The organism is Geomonas ferrireducens, assembly GCF_004917065.1.
GTDB classification, from domain to species: Bacteria; Desulfobacterota; Desulfuromonadia; order Geobacterales; family Geobacteraceae; genus Geomonas; species Geomonas ferrireducens.
On record NZ_SSYA01000001.1, the window covers coordinates 1,902,740 to 1,924,550 of the forward strand.

19 protein-coding genes and 1 tRNA gene are annotated in these 21,811 nt (G+C 62.4%); 11 read left to right on the forward strand and 9 right to left on the reverse strand.

Features of this window, described 5'->3' with window-relative positions:
• Positions 1-80: 80 nt before the first annotated feature.
• From dnaJ to E8L22_RS08390, 3 genes are read left to right on the forward strand one after another with little or no spacing between them, the layout of a single operon-like run.
• Entirely contained in the window at positions 81-1,199 is a 1,119-nt protein-coding gene (gene dnaJ / locus E8L22_RS08380) for a molecular chaperone DnaJ (RefSeq protein WP_136524708.1), read from the forward strand.
• Complete coding sequence (locus E8L22_RS08385) at positions 1,196-1,729, forward strand: phospholipase D-like domain-containing protein (RefSeq protein WP_136524709.1); 534 nt, start codon at positions 1,196-1,198, stop codon at positions 1,727-1,729. Before dnaJ ends, E8L22_RS08385 begins: the two co-directional genes overlap by 4 nt.
• Positions 1,730-1,779: 50 nt before the next feature.
• On the forward strand, positions 1,780-3,861 hold the full coding sequence (locus E8L22_RS08390) for a penicillin-binding protein 1A (RefSeq protein WP_136524710.1): 2,082 nt from the start codon (positions 1,780-1,782) through the stop codon (positions 3,859-3,861).
• Here E8L22_RS08390 and gpmA read toward each other — a convergent pair.
• Entirely contained in the window at positions 3,858-4,565 is a 708-nt protein-coding gene (gene gpmA / locus E8L22_RS08395; protein ID WP_136524711.1) for a 2,3-diphosphoglycerate-dependent phosphoglycerate mutase, read from the reverse strand. The genes E8L22_RS08390 and gpmA overlap by 4 nt on opposite strands.
• Positions 4,566-4,596: 31 nt before the next feature.
• Complete coding sequence (locus tag E8L22_RS08400) at positions 4,597-5,919, reverse strand: M23 family metallopeptidase (RefSeq protein WP_136524712.1); 1,323 nt, start codon at positions 5,917-5,919, stop codon at positions 4,597-4,599.
• 543 nt (positions 5,920-6,462) lie between these two features.
• On the opposite strand from E8L22_RS08400, the gene E8L22_RS08405 reads away from it, so the two are divergent.
• On the forward strand, positions 6,463-6,996 hold the full coding sequence (locus E8L22_RS08405) for a DUF3332 domain-containing protein (protein ID WP_136514815.1): 534 nt from the start codon (positions 6,463-6,465) through the stop codon (positions 6,994-6,996).
• A 382-nt stretch (positions 6,997-7,378) separates the two neighbouring features.
• Here the strand turns inward: E8L22_RS08405 and E8L22_RS08410 are convergent, their stop codons facing one another.
• From E8L22_RS08410 to E8L22_RS08430, 5 genes are all read right to left on the reverse strand, one after another.
• Positions 7,379-7,702: a helix-turn-helix domain-containing protein gene (locus E8L22_RS08410; RefSeq protein WP_136524713.1), complete on the reverse strand. Its 324-nt coding sequence runs from the start codon at positions 7,700-7,702 to the stop codon at positions 7,379-7,381.
• 20 nt (positions 7,703-7,722) lie between these two features.
• Positions 7,723-8,616, reverse strand: a complete 894-nt coding sequence (locus E8L22_RS08415; protein ID WP_136524714.1) for an Abi family protein — start codon at positions 8,614-8,616, stop codon at positions 7,723-7,725.
• 454 nt (positions 8,617-9,070) lie between these two features.
• Positions 9,071-9,146 (reverse strand) — tRNA-Thr (locus E8L22_RS08420).
• 193 nt (positions 9,147-9,339) lie between these two features.
• Complete coding sequence (locus E8L22_RS08425; protein ID WP_136524715.1) at positions 9,340-10,716, reverse strand: ATP-binding protein; 1,377 nt, start codon at positions 10,714-10,716, stop codon at positions 9,340-9,342.
• 9 nt (positions 10,717-10,725) lie between these two features.
• Complete coding sequence (locus E8L22_RS08430; RefSeq protein ID WP_136524716.1) at positions 10,726-11,442, reverse strand: response regulator; 717 nt, start codon at positions 11,440-11,442, stop codon at positions 10,726-10,728.
• A 226-nt stretch (positions 11,443-11,668) separates the two neighbouring features.
• Here E8L22_RS08430 and E8L22_RS08435 point away from each other — a divergent pair, with 226 nt between their 5' ends.
• From E8L22_RS08435 to E8L22_RS08465, 7 genes are all read left to right on the forward strand, one after another.
• Positions 11,669-12,199 carry a Spy/CpxP family protein refolding chaperone gene (locus tag E8L22_RS08435; RefSeq protein WP_136524717.1) on the forward strand — a complete coding sequence of 177 codons (531 nt, stop codon included), beginning with the start codon at positions 11,669-11,671 and terminating at the stop codon, positions 12,197-12,199.
• Positions 12,200-12,202: 3 nt separating this feature from the next.
• Complete coding sequence (locus E8L22_RS08440; protein WP_136524718.1) at positions 12,203-12,592, forward strand: PDZ domain-containing protein; 390 nt, start codon at positions 12,203-12,205, stop codon at positions 12,590-12,592.
• Between the two features lie 196 nt (positions 12,593-12,788).
• Positions 12,789-13,217 carry a response regulator gene (locus E8L22_RS08445; protein WP_136524719.1) on the forward strand — a complete coding sequence of 143 codons (429 nt, stop codon included), beginning with the start codon at positions 12,789-12,791 and terminating at the stop codon, positions 13,215-13,217.
• Between the two features lie 85 nt (positions 13,218-13,302).
• Positions 13,303-15,018: a LytS/YhcK type 5TM receptor domain-containing protein gene (locus tag E8L22_RS08450; RefSeq protein ID WP_246044578.1), complete on the forward strand. Its 1,716-nt coding sequence runs from the start codon at positions 13,303-13,305 to the stop codon at positions 15,016-15,018.
• Entirely contained in the window at positions 15,015-15,758 is a 744-nt protein-coding gene (locus E8L22_RS08455) for a LytR/AlgR family response regulator transcription factor (protein ID WP_136524720.1), read from the forward strand. Before E8L22_RS08450 ends, E8L22_RS08455 begins: the two co-directional genes overlap by 4 nt.
• A 180-nt stretch (positions 15,759-15,938) precedes the next feature.
• Positions 15,939-17,150, forward strand: coding sequence for an alpha-hydroxy-acid oxidizing protein (locus E8L22_RS08460; protein WP_198420128.1), 1,212 nt, complete (start codon positions 15,939-15,941; stop codon positions 17,148-17,150).
• A gap of 104 nt (positions 17,151-17,254) precedes the next feature.
• Positions 17,255-18,256, forward strand: a complete 1,002-nt coding sequence (locus E8L22_RS08465) for a substrate-binding domain-containing protein (RefSeq protein WP_162604798.1) — start codon at positions 17,255-17,257, stop codon at positions 18,254-18,256.
• Between the two features lie 109 nt (positions 18,257-18,365).
• Here the strand turns inward: E8L22_RS08465 and E8L22_RS21510 are convergent, their stop codons facing one another.
• Together E8L22_RS21510 and thiC are read right to left on the reverse strand one after the other, a co-directional pair.
• Positions 18,366-20,219, reverse strand: coding sequence for a glutaminyl-peptide cyclotransferase (locus E8L22_RS21510; protein WP_198420129.1), 1,854 nt, complete (start codon positions 20,217-20,219; stop codon positions 18,366-18,368).
• 261 nt (positions 20,220-20,480) lie between these two features.
• Positions 20,481-21,794 carry a phosphomethylpyrimidine synthase ThiC gene (gene thiC / locus E8L22_RS08480; protein WP_136524722.1) on the reverse strand — a complete coding sequence of 438 codons (1,314 nt, stop codon included), beginning with the start codon at positions 21,792-21,794 and terminating at the stop codon, positions 20,481-20,483.
• Positions 21,795-21,811 lie beyond the last annotated feature (17 nt).

Below are 21,811 nucleotides of genomic sequence, written 5' to 3' on the forward strand. Positions count from 1 at the left end.
CACCTTGTTAAATAACAACCGCGCAACGGGCAGCGTCTTCCGGATGGGGGACGCTGCTCTTTGTGTTACGAGGGACTAGCTTGGCTAACGGTGAAAAACAGGATTACTACGAACTGCTCGAGGTGAACAAGAACGCCTCCGAGACCGAGATCAAGAAGGCGTACCGGCGTCTGGCCATCAAGTACCACCCCGACAAGAACCCGGGAGATAAGAGCGCCGAGGATAAGTTCAAGGAGATCTCCGAGGCTTACGAGGTGCTATCCGACGGGGAGAAGCGTGCCCGCTACGACCAGTTCGGCCATGCCGGGGTGGGTGGCAACGGCTTCAACTCCGGCTTCAACGGGTTCGGCAATTCCCCCTTCGGCGACATCTTCGGGGACATCTTCGGAGAGGTGTTCGGCGGACGCCAGAAGGCCTCGCGCGGCAAGCGTGGCGACGACCTGCAGTACAACCTGGAGGTCACCTTCGAGGAGGCGGCCTTCGGGGCAGAGAAAAAGATCGACATCCCCTACGCGAAGCGCTGTGAGGCGTGCGGCGGCTCCGGTGCCAAGGCCGGGACCCAGCCGAAGACTTGCCCCACCTGTCAGGGTGCCGGGCAGATGCGCTTCCAGCAGGGCTTTTTCAGCGTTTCCAAAACCTGCTCGCACTGCAATGGCGAGGGGCGCGTAGTCGAGCATCCCTGCCCGAGCTGCCGCGGCGCGGGGACCGTGCGCGACAAGAAGACCATCTCGGTGAAGGTTCCGGCCGGGGTGGAGACCGGCATCCGCCTGAAGCTCACCGGCGAAGGGGGGCAGGGGACCAAGGGGGGCGCTAACGGCGACCTCTACGTCGCGCTCAGCGTGCGCGAACACCCGATCTTCAGGCGCGAGGACAACGACGTTATCTGCGAGATCCCCATCAGCTTCACCCAGGCGGCGCTCGGCTGCGAGATCGAGGTGCCGACCCTGGACGGCAGGGTGAACATGAAGATCCCGGAAGGGACCCAGTCCGGCGCCATCTTCAGGATGCGCGGGAAAGGGGTGCCGGCGCTGCAGGGTTACGGGCGCGGCGACCACATGGTGATCGCCAAGGTGGAGACCCCGACGAACCTGAACAAGCAGCAGCGTGAACTTCTGGAGGAGTTGGCTCGGATCAGCGGCGAGGACGTCAATCCGATGGGCAAGAACTTCTTCTCCAAGGTCATGGACATCTTCAGTTGAGAAAGGCCCTGGGCAGGGGCGCGGTGCTGGTCTTTTCCGTTCTTCTTTGGAACGGGCATCCTGCACCCGCCCTCTGCGCTCCGGCCGAGGCGACCGTCCTCGCCGATGCATCCTACCAGGGAACTCTCAGGGAAAAGATACACGGGGCGAAGAGGCGCATCATCTGCGCCTTTTACCTTTTCAAGGCCACCGATCGCAGGGGGAACGCCCCGGCGCTCATCGCCGCTGACCTCGCCGATGCGAAAAGGCGGGGAGTGGAGGTGAAGGTGATCCTCGAAGGGGACGACGAGGTGGGGCGTGAGAACCGCGCCGTCGCCGGATACCTGACGCGCAAAGGGGTGAAGGTCGTTTTCCCGCGCGGCAGAAGGACCACTCACGCGAAGGCGGTTGTAATCGACGACCGCTTCGTCCTGATCGGAAGCCACAACCTCTCCCACGCGGCGCTCACCCGCAACCGGGAGCTCTCGGTGCTGCTGGATGCACCCGAGCTCGCAGCGCAGGTGACGCGTTACCTGGAAGGGATCAGGTGAAAACCACAAGCACCACATCGGCGTCCACCTCCTTAAAAGGAGTAGCAACCTTGCTTTACCGTCGGCACGCAGCACTCAAGAAGCTCTTCTCTCCCGTTTTCCTTCTCCTTTTCCTTGCGCTTTCCTTTGCAGTCTCCGCGCACGCCTCCATCGCGACCTACCCGGAACTCCCCACCGGCTACAGTTCCATCCGGGTCTTCGACGTGCAAAATCGCTACGTCGGACGCATCCTCCCCGCCCAGCGCTACTGGGTCTCCATCGACCGCATCCCGCTCTTTCTGCGCAAGGCGCTGGTCGCCACCGAGGACGCCCGCTTCTACGAGCACGGCGGCATCGACGTGCGCGGCATCGCCCGCGCCCTCGTGAAGGACGTGGTGAAGGGGAGGCTCGCCGAAGGCGGTTCCACCATCACGCAACAGCTGATCAAGAACAAGTTCTTGACCGGGGAAAAGTCGATCGACAGGAAGGTGAAGGAAGTCCAGCTCGCCATGGATTTCGAGAAGAAGTACACCAAGGACCAGATCCTCGAGATGTACTTCAACGAGATCTACTTCGGCAACGGCGCCTGGGGAATCGCGCAGGCGGCGCGGCAGTACTTCGACAAGAACCCGGAGGAGCTGACCGAGGCGGAGTGCTCGCTTCTTGCCGGGGTGCCGAAGAACCCGGGACGCTACAACCCGCTGGGCGACCTTGCCAAGGTGAGTGCGCGTCGCAGCACCGTCCTCTCCCGCATGGTCTCGGTCAAGATGATCACCCCGCAGCAGAAACGGGCCATCGAGGCGCATCCGGCAACGGTGATCAAGCCGGGACAGGCCCTGGCCTATCTCGAGATCGTACGCCGTCAGCTCGTCGAGCGTTACGGGGCACACGTGGTGGAACAGGGGGGGCTGGACGTCATCGCCGCCCTCGACGTTAACCTGCAAAAGCAGGCGGAGCAGACGCTGCGCGACGGCGTGAAGAAGGTGAACCCGAAGCTCCAGGGCGCGCTCATCTGCATGGACCTGAAGACCGGGGACATCCTGGCCGCGGTGGGCGGGGTGGACAACGCGAAGGGAGGCTTCAACCGTGCCTTCGCCGCCAAGCGGCAGCCCGGCTCCGCCATCAAGCCGCTCATCTTCGCGGCGGCGCTCGACCAGGGATACACCCCGGCAAGCCTCATGAACGACACCCCGGTTTCCTACAACAAGGGGAACGGCCAGGTGTGGCGTCCGCACAACTACGAGAAGAAGAGTTTCGGGGAGATGCCGCTGCGGGCGGCGCTCGCCCACTCCAACAACGTGATCACCGTGAAGCTCCTCGAATCGGTCGGGGTGAACAACTTCGTCACCTTCGCTGGGCGCATGGGGCTTTCCCTGCGTTCGCCGAACGACCTATCCCTGGCGCTTGGAACGGACGAGGTGACCCTGGATGACCTCGTCTCGGCGTATTCGCCTCTTGCCAACGGCGGCATCCGGACCGAGGGGCGCACCATCGTCAAGGTGTTCGACAGAAACCGCAAGAGCTGGACCGACAACCCGACGCGAAGCGCCCCGGTGCTCTCGCCGGCGACGGCGTACGTGACCACGGAGATGATGAAGGACGTGCTCACCTACGGCACCGCCAAGGGGCTCAAGAACTTCAGCCGTCAGCGTCCTGCCGCCGGCAAGACCGGCACCACCGACGACTACCGCGATGCATGGTTCGTGGGGTACACTCCGCAGCTGATCACCGGGGTCTGGGTGGGGTACGACAAGCCGAAGCCGGGAGGAAGGGGCTTTACCGGCGGGGTGGTTTCCGCCCCGATCTGGGAGAAGTTCATGCGCGTGGCGACGGCGGGTAAACCGGCTGCCGACTTCGCGAGGCCTGAAGGGGTGATCACGGTCACCATCGACCCGACCACCGCGCAACTGGCAACGCCGGAATGCCCGACCACGAAGGAAGAGGATTTCATCGCGGGAACCGAACCGACCGTTTACTGCACGAAACATGGCGGGGAGGGGATGCCCCCGACGCATCCGAAAGAGGGTCAACCTGCACAAACCGAACAGCCCGGGGTGCCGGGCCAACCGGAAAGTGCGCCGTCGCAGGGTGAGCCCCCGGCGCAGGACCAGCCGGCCGACGACGGCGCGGGGCAGGTGGAAATGCTCCGCTAGGAGAGTTCGCCCGAGTCGCTCGCGTAGTAGTGGCGCAGCGGCTTGAGGTCGTCGTCCAATTCGTACACGAGCGGCGTGCCGGTGGCGATCTCCAGATTTACAATGTCCCAGTCCGAAACCCGGTCCAGGTACTTGATCAGTCCGCGCAGGCTGTTGCCGTGGGCGACCACCAGGACGCGCCGACCTTCCCTGAGTGCCGGTGCGATTTCCTGCTGCCAGAAGGGGAGCACCCGCTCGACGGTGTCCTGCAGGCACTCCGTGTTCGGGATCAGGTGCTTTGCTAGCGCGCTGTAGCGTGGATCGCGCCCGGGGTAACGTTCGTCCCCTTCGGGGAGCGCCGGCGGGCGCACGTGGTAGCTTCTGCGCCAGAGCTTCACCTGCTCCTCGCCGTACTTCTCCGCCGTCTGCGTCTTGTTCAGCCCCTGCAGCGCGCCGTAGTGCCGCTCGTTCAGGCGCCAGTCCTTCCGCTCCGGAATCCATACCAGATCCATCTCATCCAGGATGAGCCACAACGTCCGCACCGCGCGTTTTAGGACCGAGGTGAAGGCGACATCGAAGACGAACCCCTTCTCCCTCAGGAGTCGCCCGGCACGGCGACTCTCCTCCTCGCCCTTTTCCGAGAGGTTCACGTCGGTCCAGCCGGTGAAGAGGTTTTCCTTGTTCCAGACGCTCTCGCCGTGTCGAACCAGTACCAACTGCCGCATCTTCCACCTCCTGCGCACATTTGCGACGCCGCTACTTGACCGCGCTCGCCTCTTTCGCGTCGGCCAGCTTGTCGGTCACGTTGTTCTTGATCCAGGAAGGATCCCACCACTCGATCGGGTTCACCTCCTGGCCGGAGACCACGACGCCGAAATGAAGGTGATCGCCGCTGGCAAGACCGGTGTCGCCGGTGTCCCCGATGATGTCCCCTTTGTTCACTTGGGCTCCCTCCTTCACCCCGATCCGGCTTAGATGTCCGTAGAGGGTCTGCAATCCCATGCCGTGGTCGATGATCACGCACTGCCCGTAGATGCCGAGATCGTCCGCCCACACCACCTTCCCGTTGTTCGCGGCGGGAACCTTCGCATGTGCCAGGGAGGCGAGGTCGATCCCCAGGTGATACTGCTGGTCCACTTGTGCGCCCTTGTAGAAGTAGCTGCGGAACTGGCTGAAGGTCCCGCGCGGGGCCGAGTTGGGCAGGCGCATGAAGTCACCGCTCCAAAGCGGCGTCGGCGAGGTCTTGAGCCCGGTCTGGTAAAGCGTCTTGCGGTCGGCGCTTCTCACCTCGCTGTTCACCTTGAGGAACACCTCGAGCGGGGTGGCCGCCTTGGGAAACCGGTCCTTGAACTCCGAGGAGACCTTCTCCAGGAAGGAGTCGGTGAGTTCGATGCGGTCCCTCGGGAAGGACTTCTCCAGGACGTGGAAATAGATCCCGGTCAGACGCTCGTTCCCCGCCCGGTCGACGGCGAGCACCTTCGGGATGAAGCGCTCCTGCGGCAGATCGCTTGGGAAAGCGAAGAGGCAGGCGTAGAAACCGCCGGGCTGCCGGTATCCGGGGAAAAAGCGGTCCGCGAAGACGATGCCGGTCTTCACCACTTCCCGGTTCACCGTGTACACCACAAGGCCCGAGCCGCCGCGCGATACGTTGTGCGCCGTGCTCAGCACGGTTACTGCGGGAGGCTTGTTCTGGTAATCGAAGTCGAGGGTTTCTTCGGTGCTGTTGCCTGAACCGAAGCGGATTATGGAGCGGTCGACGGCGCTTATCTGCAGCCTGACGGGGCCTTCCTTGAGTCCCGACTGTGCGGGGAACCGGAAGTTTTCCGATACGTCGGTTTTCCCGGCGGGATACTCATGCGCGAGAACCGGGAAGCTCTTTTGTCCCTGTAACAGGACTACCTTCAGGGATTTGAGTCCCGACCGGTCGCGCAGCCTGAGGACGACATCCACCTTTGCAGAGATGGGACCGGGTTGCCGCGAGAGGGCAAGGGTGGGTCCTGAAGTGTCGACGAAATAGTAAGCAGCGCCGGCGATCAGGACGAGGATGATGAATAGTGAGAAGAATATCGTGGTCTTCATGGGTACCTCCAGCAGCAAAGCAGCGCTGTTAGGCTGGCCGTCGGGTTCTTCACACGTAGAAGAGGTAGGTCCCGGCGGCACCCAACGCAGTTTAGCATCGGCCCCACTGAAGTCCAGCCGGCATGGAAGTGCCCCCGATCCGGTGTAGTACACGAGGCGGGTAGTAAAAAATACGATTGCACTCTTTTAAAATTTTTGACAGGTGGTATAGTGCTCACAGCTAGCTAGCTGTAACAGAATGTCTCGGAAAAGGAGGTAGCAGTATCGAGGTAAACTCCGCTGAAGAGGATTCTAACTTACACACAGCCTTAAGAGCTCCGATGCCGAAAGCGTCGGAATGACCCCTGTAAAGAGGGGATCGAGTATGACAAAAGAGGCCTAGCTAACTGACAGCAGGCCTCTTTCCTATTGTGACACTTGCAGCCATAGCACCGCCCGGAAATGTTGATGGCAATGATCTGAGCGTGGCTGGCTGATACTATGTATTCCCGGGGAGCGTTCGGTTTCCGGTGGTACTATCCAATCCGAAAGGGAGGAACACGTATGAAAAGAGTTACAGCGGCGATACTCGCCATGGTTATGGGGATGGTGTCCTTGCAGGGGTGCTACGGCAAAATGGCACTAACCAAGAAGGTGTACCAGGTGAACGGCCAAGTGGGCGACAAGTTCCTGCGCAGTCTGGTTACCTGGGTCTTCATCATCGTCCCGGTGTACGGTGTCTCGGCCCTGGTCGACTTCGTGGTCTTCAACACCATCGAGTTCTGGAGCGGCCATAACCCGGTAGCTTCCGGCGAGAAGGACTTCATGTACAGCGAAAACGGCGAGACCTTCAAGGTGCATGCGAGCAAAAGCGGCGACACGGTACGCTACACGATGAACCATTACCGCGGCGATACCTACCTGGATACGATGACCATCGACTGGAACGTGAAGAATGGTAACTCGGTGGCGGTGTTGAAGGAAGGTGATGAAGTTACCAAGTACCAGGCTATGCGTATGAATGGCGGCGTCCAAGTCACCAGTTCCGGCCCGGGTGCTCTCAGCCGCGGACAACAGGCGTTGGCTCTCTATCAGTAGGTAGTGGTGTTGTCACAAGGGAGGGGGTGCAGCGCTGGGGAGGGTGGCCGACTGGGCAACTTGAGCAGTATACCTGTAAAAAAAAAATTTCAATAGACTGTTTCTTTGGTCCCGGCGGTGTTATGTTTGACTCAGCTAGCTAGCCAAGAGTAAAGAAAACAAGAGTAAAGAGGAATCTCGGACAAAGGAGGTAATCAGCATCAAAGAAACTCCACCGCAGAGGAATCTCACAACTTGAAGCTGTAACCTCCCGGTGTTCATAACGCCGGCAACACCCTTGAAAAGGGTACCCATCAAGCAGAAAAGTGAGGCCCGCCATAACGGCGGGCCTTTCAATTTTTGTGCGTCCGCCCGTCACCATCCTCAGTTGGCAATACTGAAGTTAAGGTTTACTCGAACCCTCGGGGACAAAGCGTATTTCCAGATGACACCCCACGGCATGGGCATATTTCTTTAGGGTAGACAGAGAAGGCGTATGCTTTCCTGCTGCCTCGAGTCGCGAAATTGCACTTTTAGTAGTCCCCATGATTTCAGCAACCGCTTCCTGTGAAAGACCGACCCGCGCACGTGCCGCCAGCATCTCTTTTGCCAGAGCGTATTCTTCATCCAACTCCGCGTATGCTTTGTTGAAACCTCTTCGCTTCCCTGCCTTTTCAAGCAGATCCTTATGGTCATGGACAACCGGTTCGTATTTCAGATCAGACATCTTCTACCTCCTTCAGTTAGCTACAGCTCTTTCCAATCCTTTGGGAACCCCATCGCTGGTGGTGTCACGGCAGGATGATGGGTGAGAAGATCACCCAGCCGCTCCCTCCATTTGTGGCCGGGGTTCACGATATCCATCAGGTGGCCAAGCATCACCAATGTGTTGTAGATCTTCCTAGGCTCAGCCCTGTTTAAGGAGGGCAGCACATGGGTAGGCCTCGCTTTAGGTAAGGCCCATGAGATGGTGAACTCGCGGTTCCAGAGCCGGGAGTGGTGAGCGCAAATATTTCTGACCGTGGTGATGTGTTGAAGGAACGAGGTGAAGATGACTTCATCGATATCGTAGATACGAGAGATAGCGTTGCGGTCACGACTTTTGACGAGGTTTGCGTACCAGAGGGAAAGCTCACCGAAGGTCATGATTTCACAGATTACCCAAATCGGGGGGAGGGATAGTTCTGGGTAAGCGGTGCGGTTGTGGCGAATGAAGATCTCAGAGCTTCTGCGGACTACCTGCTGCAATGATCGGATGCTGTCACCGTGGTTCCACCTCGGAGGGCGCGGCGGCTTAAACAAGCCAGCATCAAGGTGCGCAAGAGGCCCATAGGTATGAGCCAAATGGTAAGCCCATTGAGCCCGTAAGGAGACCTCAAACCGTTCGATAGCATCCATGACCCAGAGCCTGAACTCCCGGTCAAAAAAGTATAGTTCAAGAGCGGTGTCAAAATGTGCCTTTGGTTTGAAAGTGTGAGTTGCATGATCCTGCTCTAGCGGAAGCCAGTAGCCAGACAGTCGGTAATAGTTTAGGTGGGAAAGGAAATGGCGGGCGCGGTTGTGGTCGTCAATCTGAAGACCTCGTTGCTGCAGTAGGTCTATTTTCTGCTCATAGGTCAGTGGGGGCTTCTTGAACGGCACGTCGCGGACCCCTGAAAAAAAGTAACCCCCCATGGTGCGCAGATCTTACGGGATGCGTGGGGGGTGTTGTTGTGGGAAGACTACCTAACTTGGTTGGCTAATGCAAGAGCAAAAAATTGAATCATCCTAGGTCGAGTTCCAGAAAACGGCATGAAGTTACATGTCTGCCAATTGCTGGGGGGCGAGGCCTCTCAATACGAGCTTTACCGGGGTGCAGCGAGGCGGATTCTATACGCGGTTACGCCTCCCTTCCCTTTAGCCGCCCTTTCCTTTAAGGAAGGATGTCCTACCATGGCCGACTCCATGTCGCCCACGACATGGCGAATTAGGATCGTAAAATCCGGGGTCGTAAAAGATGAAGCGAGAGCGCAGGGAAAAGGATACGTGAGAGGATACGTGAGGAGCGAAAACGACAAAGGGGTAACAGGTGATGTCCTGTAACCCCTTGTTTGTATGGAGCCGAAGAGCGGACTCGAACCGCCGACTTGCTGATTACGAATCAGCTACTCTACCAACTGAGTTACTCCGGCCCAATTCTATCAAGATGCCCATGCTTTGCTGTACTTGGCAGCTGGGCGGCTTTTGCAGAGGTAACCTTTTACCGTAAAACAGCAACTCAGTCAATCCCTATATCAAACTACCCGCTTTTGCGCTCCTCCCGCCCAACCCTCTTTTACCAGGGCAGCAGGCAACGTGCCGGCAGTCTCTTCCACCCGAGGGCACCTAGCCCAGAGACAGCCTGATCTCCACTTCCAGGCCCCCTTGCGGCAGGTTCCGCGCTGCGATGCTCCCGCCGTGCAGGGTGACCGTCTTCTCCGCGATGGCGAGCCCGATGCCGGTGCCGCCGCTTTTCCGGTCGCGCGCTTCGGCCACGCGGTAAAAGGGGCGGAAGATGTCGGCAAGTTGCTCCTCCGGGACGCCCGGGCCGTGATCTCGCACACGGAGCAGCGCAGTCGCTTCCTCCCGCTCCAGAACTATCTCCACCGCCGTTCCCTCCGCGGTGTATTTCACCGCGTTTCTCACCACGTTCTCCAGGGCCCGGCTCAAAAAGTCGCGGTTGCCGTGTACCGTGATCCCACGCGTCGCACTCCACTGTACGTGGCGGTCCGAGGCGCACGCCTCGAACTCCGCGTCCCGCGCCACTTCTTCCACCAGTTCGGCAAGATCCAGATCGCTTCTGTCGAGCTCGCTCCCCTCGTCGAGCTTGCTCAGGGTGAGCAGTTCGGTGATCAGGAGGTTCAGCCGGTCGCTCTCGTACTCGATGCGGTCCAGGGCCTTGGTCGCGGAAGGGGGAGATTCCTTGCGGGCGATGCCGAGCGCCACGTTCAGCCGCGCCAGCGGCGAACGGAGCTCGTGCGAAGCGTCCCGGACCAACTGCTTGTGGGCGAGCACGAGCTTCTCCATGCGCGCCGCCATCAGGTTGAAGTCGCGCCCGAGGTCGTTGATCTCGTAGCCTGCCTGTCTCGGGATCACGGTGACGCGACTGGAAAGGTCCCCGTCGGCGAGTCGACGCGTCGCGGCGCGCAGCCTGCGCAAGGGGGCGGCGATGCACCAGGAGAGGAAATAACAGACAAGGCCGCTCACCACGAAGGTGATCGCCATCTGCAGCCAGAAAAGTGGCGGGGGACGCAGCGGGTTTAATTCATGCGGCGGAGGAGGGACCGGGCGGGGGAGGGCGGCGGCAAGGTATCGTTTCCCGGACGGCCCCTGCACCGTTACCGCCACGAGGTCGCGGTCATCCGGGCGCTCCTGTTTCCCTGCGACGTGTTCCCGCACTGCGGTCGCGATGCGAGGCGGGACACCGCGGGAAATCGGGGTGCCGTCCGCCGCGAAGAGGTAGGCTCTCGGCCCGGCGACGCGTCCCTGGTCGGCGTCCGCTTCCGCCGGGCTCCCCTGCTTCTCGGTGAGAAGGGCGGCAGTGCTGCCGTAGATGGCGAGCGCCTGGCCCAGGACCTGCTGGTGCTGCGCGGCGAAGTGGCGCTTTCGTTCGTCGCGCATTGGCGACAGCCGCAGGTTGAAGGCGATGACGAAGAAGACGAGCCCCGAGAAGACGGTGGAGAGCCAGAACCAGATGAAGAGTTTCGCGAAGATGCTGCGCATGGGCCTCCCTCAGTGGGTGTGCCGCTGCGCGGCGGAGAAGGCGTAGATGTAGCCGACGCCCCGCACCGACTTGATGCGCTCGTCGCCTGCGGGTGCGGGCCCCAGCTTTTTCCTGAGGCTGCTCACGTGCACGTCGATGCTCCGGTCGAAACTGCTGAACTCGCGCCCGAGCGCCTGGCGGGTCAGGTCGTCCCGGCTCATCACGCTCCCTGCCTGACGTACCAGCGCCTCCAGCACCGAGAACTCGAGCGAGGTGACCTCTACCGCACCGCCGCCGCAGGTGACCGTCCGGGTGCCGAGATCGAGGATCACGTCGCCGGCCTGCAGCAGATCGCTCTTCGGCTCGGTGCCGGCCGGAAAGGCGTCGCTGCGTCTTTGGATCGCCCTCAGCCGCGCTACCAATTCGCGCGGGTTGAACGGCTTCGGAAGGTAGTCGTCCGCCCCCATCTCCAGCCCGACGATGCGGTCGATCTCGTCGCCGCGCGCGGTCAGCATCAGCACCGGGACCTGCGAACCCTGCCGGATCCGGCGCAAGACGTCGAAGCCGTTCAGGGTCGGGAGCATCACGTCCAGCACCACGAAGGCGTAATCCCTCGCGAGGGCGAGATCGGCCCCTTCCCCACCGTCATGGCAAGCCTCCACCGTGTACCCTTCGCTCGCGAGGTAGCTCTCGAGGAGTTCGCACAATCCGGTGTCATCATCTATTATGAGAATCTTTTTATTCATCTGCCTGATCTTCTTCTGTTTTTGTGCGCCAGTATAGCCGAAAACCAGAAGGCCATGCTGTTAAGAATTGTAAAGATCGGCTCTTTTCCCTCCGAAAGAGTGCTGACAAATATGCACATCTCTTGACCCAACTTAACGCGCCTTTGTCGTAGCATCCTGAATCAGAAGGACGCGACTTTGAGGCGGCCGGCACACGTCTAGCCCCGGCTGTGAAAGGAGAGATGCCATGAGAAAGAAGATAACAGTGATGATGACGGTGACCGCGCTTTTTTTGGGGGGCTGGGCCTGCTACGGCATGCCGTCCCCCCCGGACACCCCGCAGCCCCGTTGCGGTGCCATGGAGCGACCGGATAAGCCGGAAGGCTTTCCCGCTCCCATTGCGCGGGCGCTCGAGTTGAGCGAGGCGCAGAAAAAGCAGATCGGCTCCATCGTAGACGAGCAGCGCGGGCTGGACCATGCCCGCATGAAAAAGGAGCGCGAACTGCGCGACCAACTGCGCGGCATCGAGGAGGCTGTCCCCCTCAACGAGGCGGCGCTGCAGGGCACGGCCCAGAAACTTGCGGCGCTGGACGTGGAACACCTTGTTTCCAGGGCGAAAACCCGCGCAAGGATCGAGGCGCTGCTGACGCCGGCCCAGCGCACCCTCGCGGAAAGACTCAGGCCGCGCAAGGAAGATGCGAGACCTGAGCCTCCCTGCGGCTGCGGTCCGGACCGGCGGGGAGATTACGCCCCCATGGATGAGACGGAGAGGAGGTAGCCCATGAAACTGGGACTGATGCCACGGCGTGGGAGGAAAACGGGGAGTGCGGGTTGTCTTGGCAGCCGCGTCAGCTATGACGCGCAAAAGGCCACCCTTAACCTCCTGGGGATGACGCTCACCGAGGTGGTGCTCGACGAGGAACGGAGCGGAAGGCTTGGCAGCCGCACCGGTGTTGTCGTGTTGGTGGTGGATGCAACGCGAGACGCCTATCTGGGGGGGGTGAGAAACGGCGACGTAGTAGCGGAGGTGAACAGCGTGAGGATAACAAGGCTGCAGGACCTGAAACGGGTGTTGCAGGAACAAGACCCGCACGACCCGATCTTCATGTTCCTTTTGGCCGGGACCGGGTGGCGATTCGTGAACCTCTCGTTCATAAGCTCGCTGCCGTAATGAGCCTCCTGCCGCGACGCGCAAGACCAAAAATACGCTAGTTTCGAGACGCCCACTTTTCCTCCTCGTCGTGGCGTCTCATCAGGGGGAGGCGGGTCCCGGTACCCCCGCCTCCCCCAATTTTCGATGGTTCCGCTAACGCTTCCTGATCAGCGGCTTAAGGTCGTGCCTACCCAGGTTCATCAACGGAGAAGTCATGAAAAAAAGATCGATCATCCTGGTCGACGACGACGCGCAGTATCTCGGGCTTTTGTGCAGCATCCTGGCCGATAACGGTTTCGAAATCTGCAAGGCGACCAGCGCCGAGGAAGCCCTCGCCATCCTGTCCACCCGGCGCTTCAGCACGATGGTCACCGACCTCCAGATGCCGGGGATGGACGGGGTGGAGCTCTCTGCGGTGGCGGGGCGCCTTGATCCGTTGATGGAGATAGTCCTCGTGACCGGTGCGGTGACCGCCGAGGTGCTGGGCAGGGCGGCTTTCACAGGTATTCGGACCGTGCTGGGTAAACCGGTGCAGATGCAGGACCTGCTGCATGTCCTGCGGGCAACAGCCGCCGCGCCCGATCCGGCAGGGGGCGCCTGCGGTGCGCACCCGGCAGCCTCGAATCGCGCCAGGCCCATTTAAACCGCCCTCGCAGGCTATTTGCTCGCGGCCGCTTCTGTGCTATGGTGGGCGCCGTTTGCGCCAAACCTGCCGCGGGGGGAAGTAAATGAAGGAAGTGGTAACGCTCGCTCTGGATCTCTTCGAGCGGCTGGGGATCCTGGCCGTGCTCTTCTTCCTCATGATAAGATTCGAGCTTTTCCGGGGGCTTCTGGCGGGCACCCTTGCGCGGGGTGAGCGCCGGGAGCGACTCCTCGTCGCGGTCTGCTTCGGCGCCATGGCGATCTTCGCAACGGTGTGCGGCTTCCAGATGCACGGTGCCATCGCCAACCTGCGCACCGTGCCGGTGGTGATCGCCAGCATCCTCGGCGGCCCCTTCGTGGGGCTCGTCGCCGGCCTCATCGCCGGTCTGCACCGCTTCTTCTACGACCTGGGGGGCGTCACCTCGCTTTCCTGCGCCATAGCCACCCCCCTTGCCGGCGTCATCGCGGGCGTCCTCTACCCGCGCCTGCAGCGAAGGCCCTTCGACGCGCTGGTCGCCTTCGCCATGGGGATGATAGCGGAGATGATCAAGATGGGGCTGATCTTCCTCCTTGCCCGTCCGCACGAAGCCGCCGCGGGGATCATCTCCTCGATCGGCCTTCCCAGTGTCTTCGCCAACGCCTTCGGCGTAGCCGTACTCGTAGAGCTGATCGCCGTTCAGGCGCGCGAGCAGCAGAGGGCCATGGCGCAGCAGGCGCAGACCACGCTCGGCATCGCCTTCAAGACCCTTCCTCACCTGAGAGGCGGTCTGGACCGCTTGAACGCGGCGCAGACGGTGCACATCATAAAGGAGATGACCGGGATCGACGCGGTCTCCCTCTCGACGATCCGGGAGACCCTGGCGCACGAGGGGCTCGAGGCGGAGCGGCACGCGGCTGGAACGCGCCCTCTCTCGGCCGCCGCAGCTCGCGCCTTCGAGACCGGGAGTGTCGTCGTTGCTAAAACGAGGCGGGAGATCGGTTGCTCCTGCGGCGGGTGCCGGCTCGGTTCCGTCATCGTGGTCCCGCTCAAGAAATGGGAGAAGCCGGTGGCGGTGATGGAGCTCTACCGTCAGAAGGAGAACGGCATCGGCAGGCTGGACGAGGAGCTTGCCAACGGCCTCGCCCTGCTCTTCTCGAACCAGCTCGAACTGGGAGAGATCGAGCTGCAGCGCAAGCTCGCCTCGGACGCCGAGATCAAGGCGCTGCAGGCGCAGATCAACCCGCATTTCCTGTTCAACGCCATCTCGACCATCATCAGCCACACCCGTACCGACCCGCAGCAGGCCTCCTTCCTCCTGGTGAAGCTGGCGGACTTTTTCCGGCGCAACATAAGCCCGGGCGTGGTGCAGGTGCCGCTTTCCGTGGAACTCGAGCACTGCGAGGCGTACGTCGCGATAGAGAAGGCGCGCTTCGAGGAGCGCCTCTCCATCGTCTACGACATAGACGAGGCCGCGCTTTCCTGCCACCTGCCGCCGCTCATCCTGCAGCCGCTCGTGGAAAACAGCGTGCGCCACGGCATCTCCGCGCGCGAAGAGGGGGGCGTGGTGCAGGTGCGCGCCCGCAGGGGTGAGGGGCACGTCGCCATCTCGGTGCACGATAACGGCGTCGGGATCCCCCGTGACCGCATCCGCACCCTGCTTTCCGACGGCGCGGGGAGCCATTCCGGGACGGGGCTCGGCCTTGCCCTGCGCAACGTGAACAGCCGCCTCTCCGCCTTGTACGGCAAGGAGTGCGCCCTCAACATCGACAGCAAGGCGGGCGAGGGGACCACGGTTTCCTTCCTGATACCGGTAACCGCATGAGCATTTCCGTTCTCATCATCGACGACGAGGCGCCCGCGCGCCGCGAACTCCGTTTTCTCCTGGAACAGGTCCCCGAGGTGGTTGTGGCGGGCGAGGCCGCGAACCCGTCCCAGGCGTTGAAGGAGATCCGCGAGAAGCGGCCCCGGCTGGTCTTCCTCGACATCCAGCTTCCCGGGCTGAACGGCATCGAGCTCGCCGAGGTGATCGCCGAGCTTCCCGATCCCCCGCTCGTCGTCTTCGCTACCGCCTTCCAGCAGTTTGCCGTGGATGCCTTCAGCGTCGACGCCTTCGATTACCTCCTGAAGCCCTTCACCCTGGAGCGGGTGGCTAAGACGGTGCAGAAGGCTCTCCAGGCTTTGGCGGGGCAGGAGCGGCGCGCGACCCCGCCGGAAACGCAGGGGATCAAGCGCATCCTGGTGCAAAAGCGGGGCAAGCAGATCCCCATCGCCCCCGAATCGGTGATCTTCATAACCGCCGAGGAGGGAGAGGCACAGGTGCACACCCGCGACGCGGTCTACAGCTCGAAGAGCACGCTGAGCGCCCTCGAGGAACTCCTCGCCCCGTATTCCTTCACGCGGGTGCACCGAAACGCCCTGGTGAACCTAAACTGCATCATCGAGATCATCCCCTGGTTCAGCGGCAGCTGCAAACTGGTGATGAACGACGCGGTGCGCAGCCAGGTGCTGGTGAGCCGGTACCACGCGAAGGATCTCAAGGAGAGACTCCTGCTGAACCGCTAGTCCGGAGCCTCTCACTGCCTTTTCTCCCCTTCTTCTCCTGCCATTGAAAGGCGCTTTATGCCATTCACCCCCTTTTTTGTGCCATTCACGGTTTCATGGATGTCCCGCCGACTCTCCTTGTCTATCATGCAGATCACAAGAATCCGTAACGCATGAGAATCACAACCACAGGAGGCCGTTATGTCCATCGAATGCGAGGAAATGGAAGGCGGGAACGTAACCCGTCGCGACTTTATCAAGACCGCAGCAGTGGTCGGCGCCAGCGTGCTGGCGGTGCAGGCGGTAGGGCGCGGCGAGGCGCGCGCCGCCGAAGAGGCGAAGACCGCGGCCAAGGCGGCGACCGCCACCGCGGCAGGGGGCGGGACCAAGAAGGTCGCCGACGTGCTCAAAGTGGCGCGCGAGAAGATGTACCCGCGCTGCCGCGTCTGTCCCGAGTGCGACGGCGTCGCCTGTTCCGGCGAGGTCCCGGGCATGGGGGGGATCGATTCGGGCCGCGCCTTCAGGAACAACCTCCAGGCGCTCGCCAAGTACGACCTGAAGATGCGCACTTTTCACGACGTGAAAAAGCCCGACACCTCGGTCACCATCTTCGGCGCCAAGCTCTCCATGCCGATCCTCTCGGGCATCACCGGCGGGGTCACCTACAACATGGGGCTTGGCGGCAAGGTGGGTGAAGACGAGTACGCCGAAGGGATCATCGGCGGCTGCGTGCTCGCCGGCACCATCGGTTTCGCGGCCGACGGCATCGGCGACCCGCTCGCCACCTACGAGACGAGGCTTAAGACGGTCGCCAAATACAAGGGGAGGGCGGTGGCCCAGATCAAGCCGCGCAGTCAGGCCGACATCATCCAGCGCATCAGGCTGATCGAAGCGACCGGCGCCCCCTTCTTCGCCATCGACATCGACTCCGCCGGCCGTGCTGCCCGTGCCCTGCCGGGGCAGACCGTCGAGCCGAAGACCCTGGAGCAGTTGCGCGAGATCGCGCGCTCCACGAAGCTTCCCTTCGTCATCAAGGGGGTGATGACCCCCGAGGAGGCCGTTGCGGCCTACAAGGTGGGTGCCGCAGGCATCGTCGTCTCCAACCACGGCGGTCGCGTCCTCGACCACACCCCGGGTACCGCCGAGGTTCTTCCCGCCATCGCGGACAAGGTTAAGGGGAAGATGACCATCTTCGTCGACGGCGGCATCCGTTACGGCGCCGACGTGCTGAAGATGCTCGCCCTCGGCGCCGACGCCGTTCTGGTCGGGCGACCTCTGGTACGCGGCTCGGTCGGCGGCGGGGCGGAAGGGGTTGCCGCCATCCTCAAAAAGATGCAGGACGAGCTGGTCGTCGCCATGACCCTTACCGGCACCGCGGACGTCAAGAAGGTGAGCCGCGACATCCTGGCCTAGCCCCCACCATGCGCCCCCTCCCGCGTGGGAGGGGGATCTTTAACGATGCGACCCGCCCGCCGCGGTCGACGCTAGCGCCGAGGCGGGACATCCGGAGACGACCGATGCGAAAGACAATTGCAACGATTTGCGCGCTCGCGCTGGCGCTCACCGCCGGCGTTGCCTGTGCGACCCACGACAAGGCGCTTCTTTACGGCGGGGCAGGGCAGGGGAAGGTGATCTTCGACGGCAGGCTGCATGCCTCCAAGGGGATGCTCTGCAACGACTGCCACGGCGCCCTTTTCGGCACCGCCAAGAAGGCCCTCATCACCATGGACGACCACGAGAAGCCGGTCGCCTGTTTTGCCTGCCACAACGGCACCCGGGCCTTCAACGACTGCGAGCTGTGCCACCGCAAGTTCGACACGAAGCCCCCCGCCGCGCCCCCGCAGGTGAAGCTCTGCGGCGCGGCCAGCGTGGTTACCGATCTTGTCGCCCCGAATAAGGACGCCGTAGAGAAGGAGACCGGGGTGAAGCTCGTCGTGGACAAGAGCAACGCCGGCAAGGGGATGATCGATCTCCTCGACGGCAAGTGCGACGCAGCCATGGCCTCCGCCTCTCTCGACGCCACCATCGGCGCGGGGAAATCCGCCGGTCTGTCGAAGCCGACGGACGGTCTGCAGATGGACGTACTGGCGAAGTCAGAGGTGGTGTTCGTGGTGCACCCCTTAAGCCCGGTCAAGCGGCTAACCTGGGAGCAGATCAGGGACATCCATACCGGGAAGATCGTCAACTGGAAGGAGGTGGGAGGGACGGATCTCCCCATCACCGTCTACACCGATGCGAAGGCGAGCGCCACCCGCGGGCTGATCAAGCAGGTGGTCATGGGGAATGCCGAGTACGTCGACAAGGCGAAGGCGGTGGACTTCGTGAAGCAGGTGAACGACCGGGTCGCTGCCGATCCTTCCGGCATCGGCGGTCTGGGGCGCGGTTTCGTGAACCAGGCGGAGACCGCCGTGGTCGAGACGAAGAAGATCGAGCGCCCGCTTGGCTTCGTCACGGTAGGGAAGCCATCGGCGGACCTGCAGAAAGTGATGGAGTCCCTCAGGAAGCTGGGGGCTAAGTAGGAAAGAAAACCGACAAACTAAAAGGCGCGAAGCCGCAAGGGCCAACGGATGAATTCCTGATGCCCTTGCCTTCGCGCCTTTTTCATCCTTTGCAGTCGCTCGCCGGACCTCAGGATTCGGCGCTGGCCACCTGTTCCAGTCGGATCTCGAAATAGCTGGGCCACATCTTGCCGGTCACCACCAGCCGGTCGCTCTGTTCGTCGTAGGCGATCCCGTTCAGCACGTGATCGGGGTCGCGGCTGCGCTCGTTCGACGGCAAGAGCCCCTTCAGGTTCACCCACCCCACCACGGCACCGTTCGCCGGATTGATGCGCACGATGTAATCGGTCTTCCAGATGTTGGCGTAAATCTCGCCTTTCACGTACTGCAGCGCGTTCAGGTTCCTAAGCGGGGTCCCGTTGCAGGTCACCTCCACGCTCCGCTCGGTCTGGAAGGTTTCCGGGTTGATGAACTTGATGCGGTTGCTGCCGTTACTCATGATGAGGTGCTTGCCGTCGTTGGTAAGCCCCCACCCTTCACCGTCGACGGAGAATTCCCCTTCTCGGCGCAGCGTCTTGTGGTCGTAGATGATCCCGTCCCCCGAAAGGGTGACCATGTAGAGCCTGTCGTGCAAGACGGTGATCCCCTCGGCGAAGTAATCCCTCGGAACCCCCTCGCTGCTCAGCACCTGTCCGGAGCCGGGCCAGACCTTCATGATCGCCGATCTCTCGTAAAGCCCGGAACTTTCGAGGAGCACGCCGTCCTGAAAAGTGAGTCCCTCGGTGAAGCTCCAGTGGTAGTGGGGCCAGCTCTTGACCACCTGGTAGGTGTAAAGCGGTATCTGCCTCGGCACGGGGGTGGCGTCGGACTGGGAGCGCCTCACCTGCTGCGGGTGAATGCTTGTGGACTGGTGCACCAGCGAGTCCACGCTCGCACCGCACCCGAAAAGGGTGGCCATTGCCGCCGTCGCAAAGAGCTTTCGCGCTATCTTTTTCACCATGTCGCTCCTCCTATGCTCACACCGCTTCCTGACCGGCGGTGCGGCGGATGGCATCGCGCCATCCGGGTGCCGTTCGGGCCGGGGCGCTTGCTCCTTCGCCTGCCTCAACAGCCGTACCGCTCCCTTCGCCAGCGGAAATAAAAATACCTTCTTCGGGCTCTCCCCGTGACGGGCGTGGTCCCGGTCGTTCCTGCCGCGTCCCGTGGTGCACCCCACCTCGATCCAGTTCGCCGCCTTGTAGCACGTGCCGGCGTACCTGCTGCCGTCGACGAGCGTTTCAGCGAGAAGCGGGCGCACCCCGAAACGCTCCTCCCAGTCGGCGGCAAGGCGGCGCAGTGCCAGCGAAAGGGCGGCGCTGGCGAGGTTTTTCACCTGCACCGTGGGGAGCACCAGGAACCTGGAGTTGCACACCACCCGCTGCAGATTCTCCCTGCGCGCCTCGTCGTTCCACCCTATGTGGCGGTCGCGCGCCTCCATGCGCCATGCGGGACTCGAGAACTGCAGGCACCCGACGATCACCGGGGACGGGGCGTGCAGCCTAACGAAGTATCTTATGTGGGCGCCGAAGGGGACCTTGTGCCCAAGGTAGTGATGCCGCTCCACCAGTGAGCGCCAAAGCGCCTGCTCTTTCTTCCCCGAGACCGGCACGATTTCGAGCGCCCCGAATGCGTGCAGCGGTCCGGACAGGACGGGATCGCCCGTTTCCGCCGCACACGTGGAGGTGCGCGAGCCGCGGGGACGCCCCTGGCGCGCAGGCGGAAGTCGGAACAGGGTGCCGTCCAGCCCTTCGAGGAAAGCGCGGCACTCCACCGTCTTCAGCCTGCCGTTCGGACGGCGCCAGTCGAGAAGTTCACAAACCGTGCCCGCGAGCTCGGTCCTGGAGATTCCGGGGCAGTCGTTGACGACACCCCTGATCAGTTCGAGCTGGCGCGCGGTGACAGGTTCGCCGCAAAACCGCGGTGTTTTCTCGTGTGCTGAGTGCATCTTTCCCTCTCCGGTTTGGGTCGAGGGTACCCTAACCGAACGGGGGAGAAATGTCCAGCACTTTTTTTCGTTCCGGGTTTGATGCGGCAAATGAGCCGCACTGCCGGTTTTTTTCTGAGTGGAAGATGCCAGGAACTGCAGGTGGATTTTGCGTAGGATCGGGTACTGGTTTGCGGGGAGGTGGCGTGCTCGCTACGGCAGGTTCCTTCAGAATCAGCGACGGGGCGGCCGCATCGGCCGCCCCGTCCTATTTAATAATATCTAGCAGGCCGCTGCGGCGTTGGCCTTCTCGCGCTCGGTGGCGTCGTCCATCACCTTGTAGGCGCAGAACTCGCCGCACATGGTGCAGGCGCCGTGGTCGGCGACGCCGGACTCCTCGCGCAGGCGGCGCGCCTTCACCGGGTCGATGGCGAGGGCGAACTGCCCCTCCCAGTCGAGCTTTTTGCGGCAGCGCGCCATCTCGTTGTCCTTCTCCATGGCGCCCTTCACGCCCTTCACGATGTCGGCCGCGTGAGCCGCGATGCGCGACGCCATGACCCCTTCGCGCACGTCCTCGACGCTCGGGAGCTTCAGGTGCTCGGCCGGGGTTACGTAGCAGAGGAAGTCGGCGCCTGCGGCGGCCGCGATGGTCCCGCCGATGGCGGAGGTGATGTGGTCGTAGCCGGGGGCGATGTCGGTGACGAGCGGTCCGAGCACGTAGAAGGGGGCGCCGTGGCAGAGCCTTTTTTGCAGCTGGATGTTCGCCTCGATCTGGTTCAGCGGCATGTGCCCCGGTCCCTCGATCATCACCTGTACCCCGTAATCCTGGGCGCGCTGGGTGAGCTCACCCAGGAGGATCAGTTCGTGGATCTGGGCGCGGTCGGTGGCGTCGGCGAGGCAGCCGGGACGGAAACCGTCGCCGAGCGACAGGGTCATGTCGTAGGCCTTGGTGATCTCGAGCAGGCGGTCGAAGTGCTCGAAGAGCGGGTTTTCCTTGTTGTTGTGCGCCATCCACTCGATGGTGAAGGCGCCGCCGCGGGAGACGACGTCCATGATGCGCCCTTCGCGGCGCATGCGCTCGACGGTGGCGCGGGTGACGCCGCAGTGCACGGTGATGAAGTCGACGCCGTCCTCGGCGTGCTTGATGACGCCCTGGAAGATGTCCTCCACGGTCATCTCGACGATCGCCTTCTTGTGCTTTCTGACCGCGTCGAGCGCCGCCTGGTACAGCGGCACGCTGCCGATGCAGGCAGATGTCTCGGCGATCACGGCGCGGCGGATCTCGTCGACCGGGCCGCCGGTGGAGAGGTCCATGATGGCGTCGGCGCCGCTTGCCACCGCCACGCGCACCTTTTCAAGTTCCTTCTCGAAATCGAGGTCATCGGCGGAGCTGCCGATGTTGGCGTTGACCTTGGTCCTGAGGCCGCGGCCTACGGCGAGCGGGGTGCCGTTCGCGTGTTTGTTGTTATGGCAGATGATGATGTTTCCCGCGGCGATCCCGGCGCGGATGAATTCGGCATCGACCCCTTCAGCGAGGGCGGCTGTTTTCATCTTGTCCGTGATGATCCCCTTGCGGGCGTATTCGAGCTGCGTCATGGTTGCTCCTTTATTGA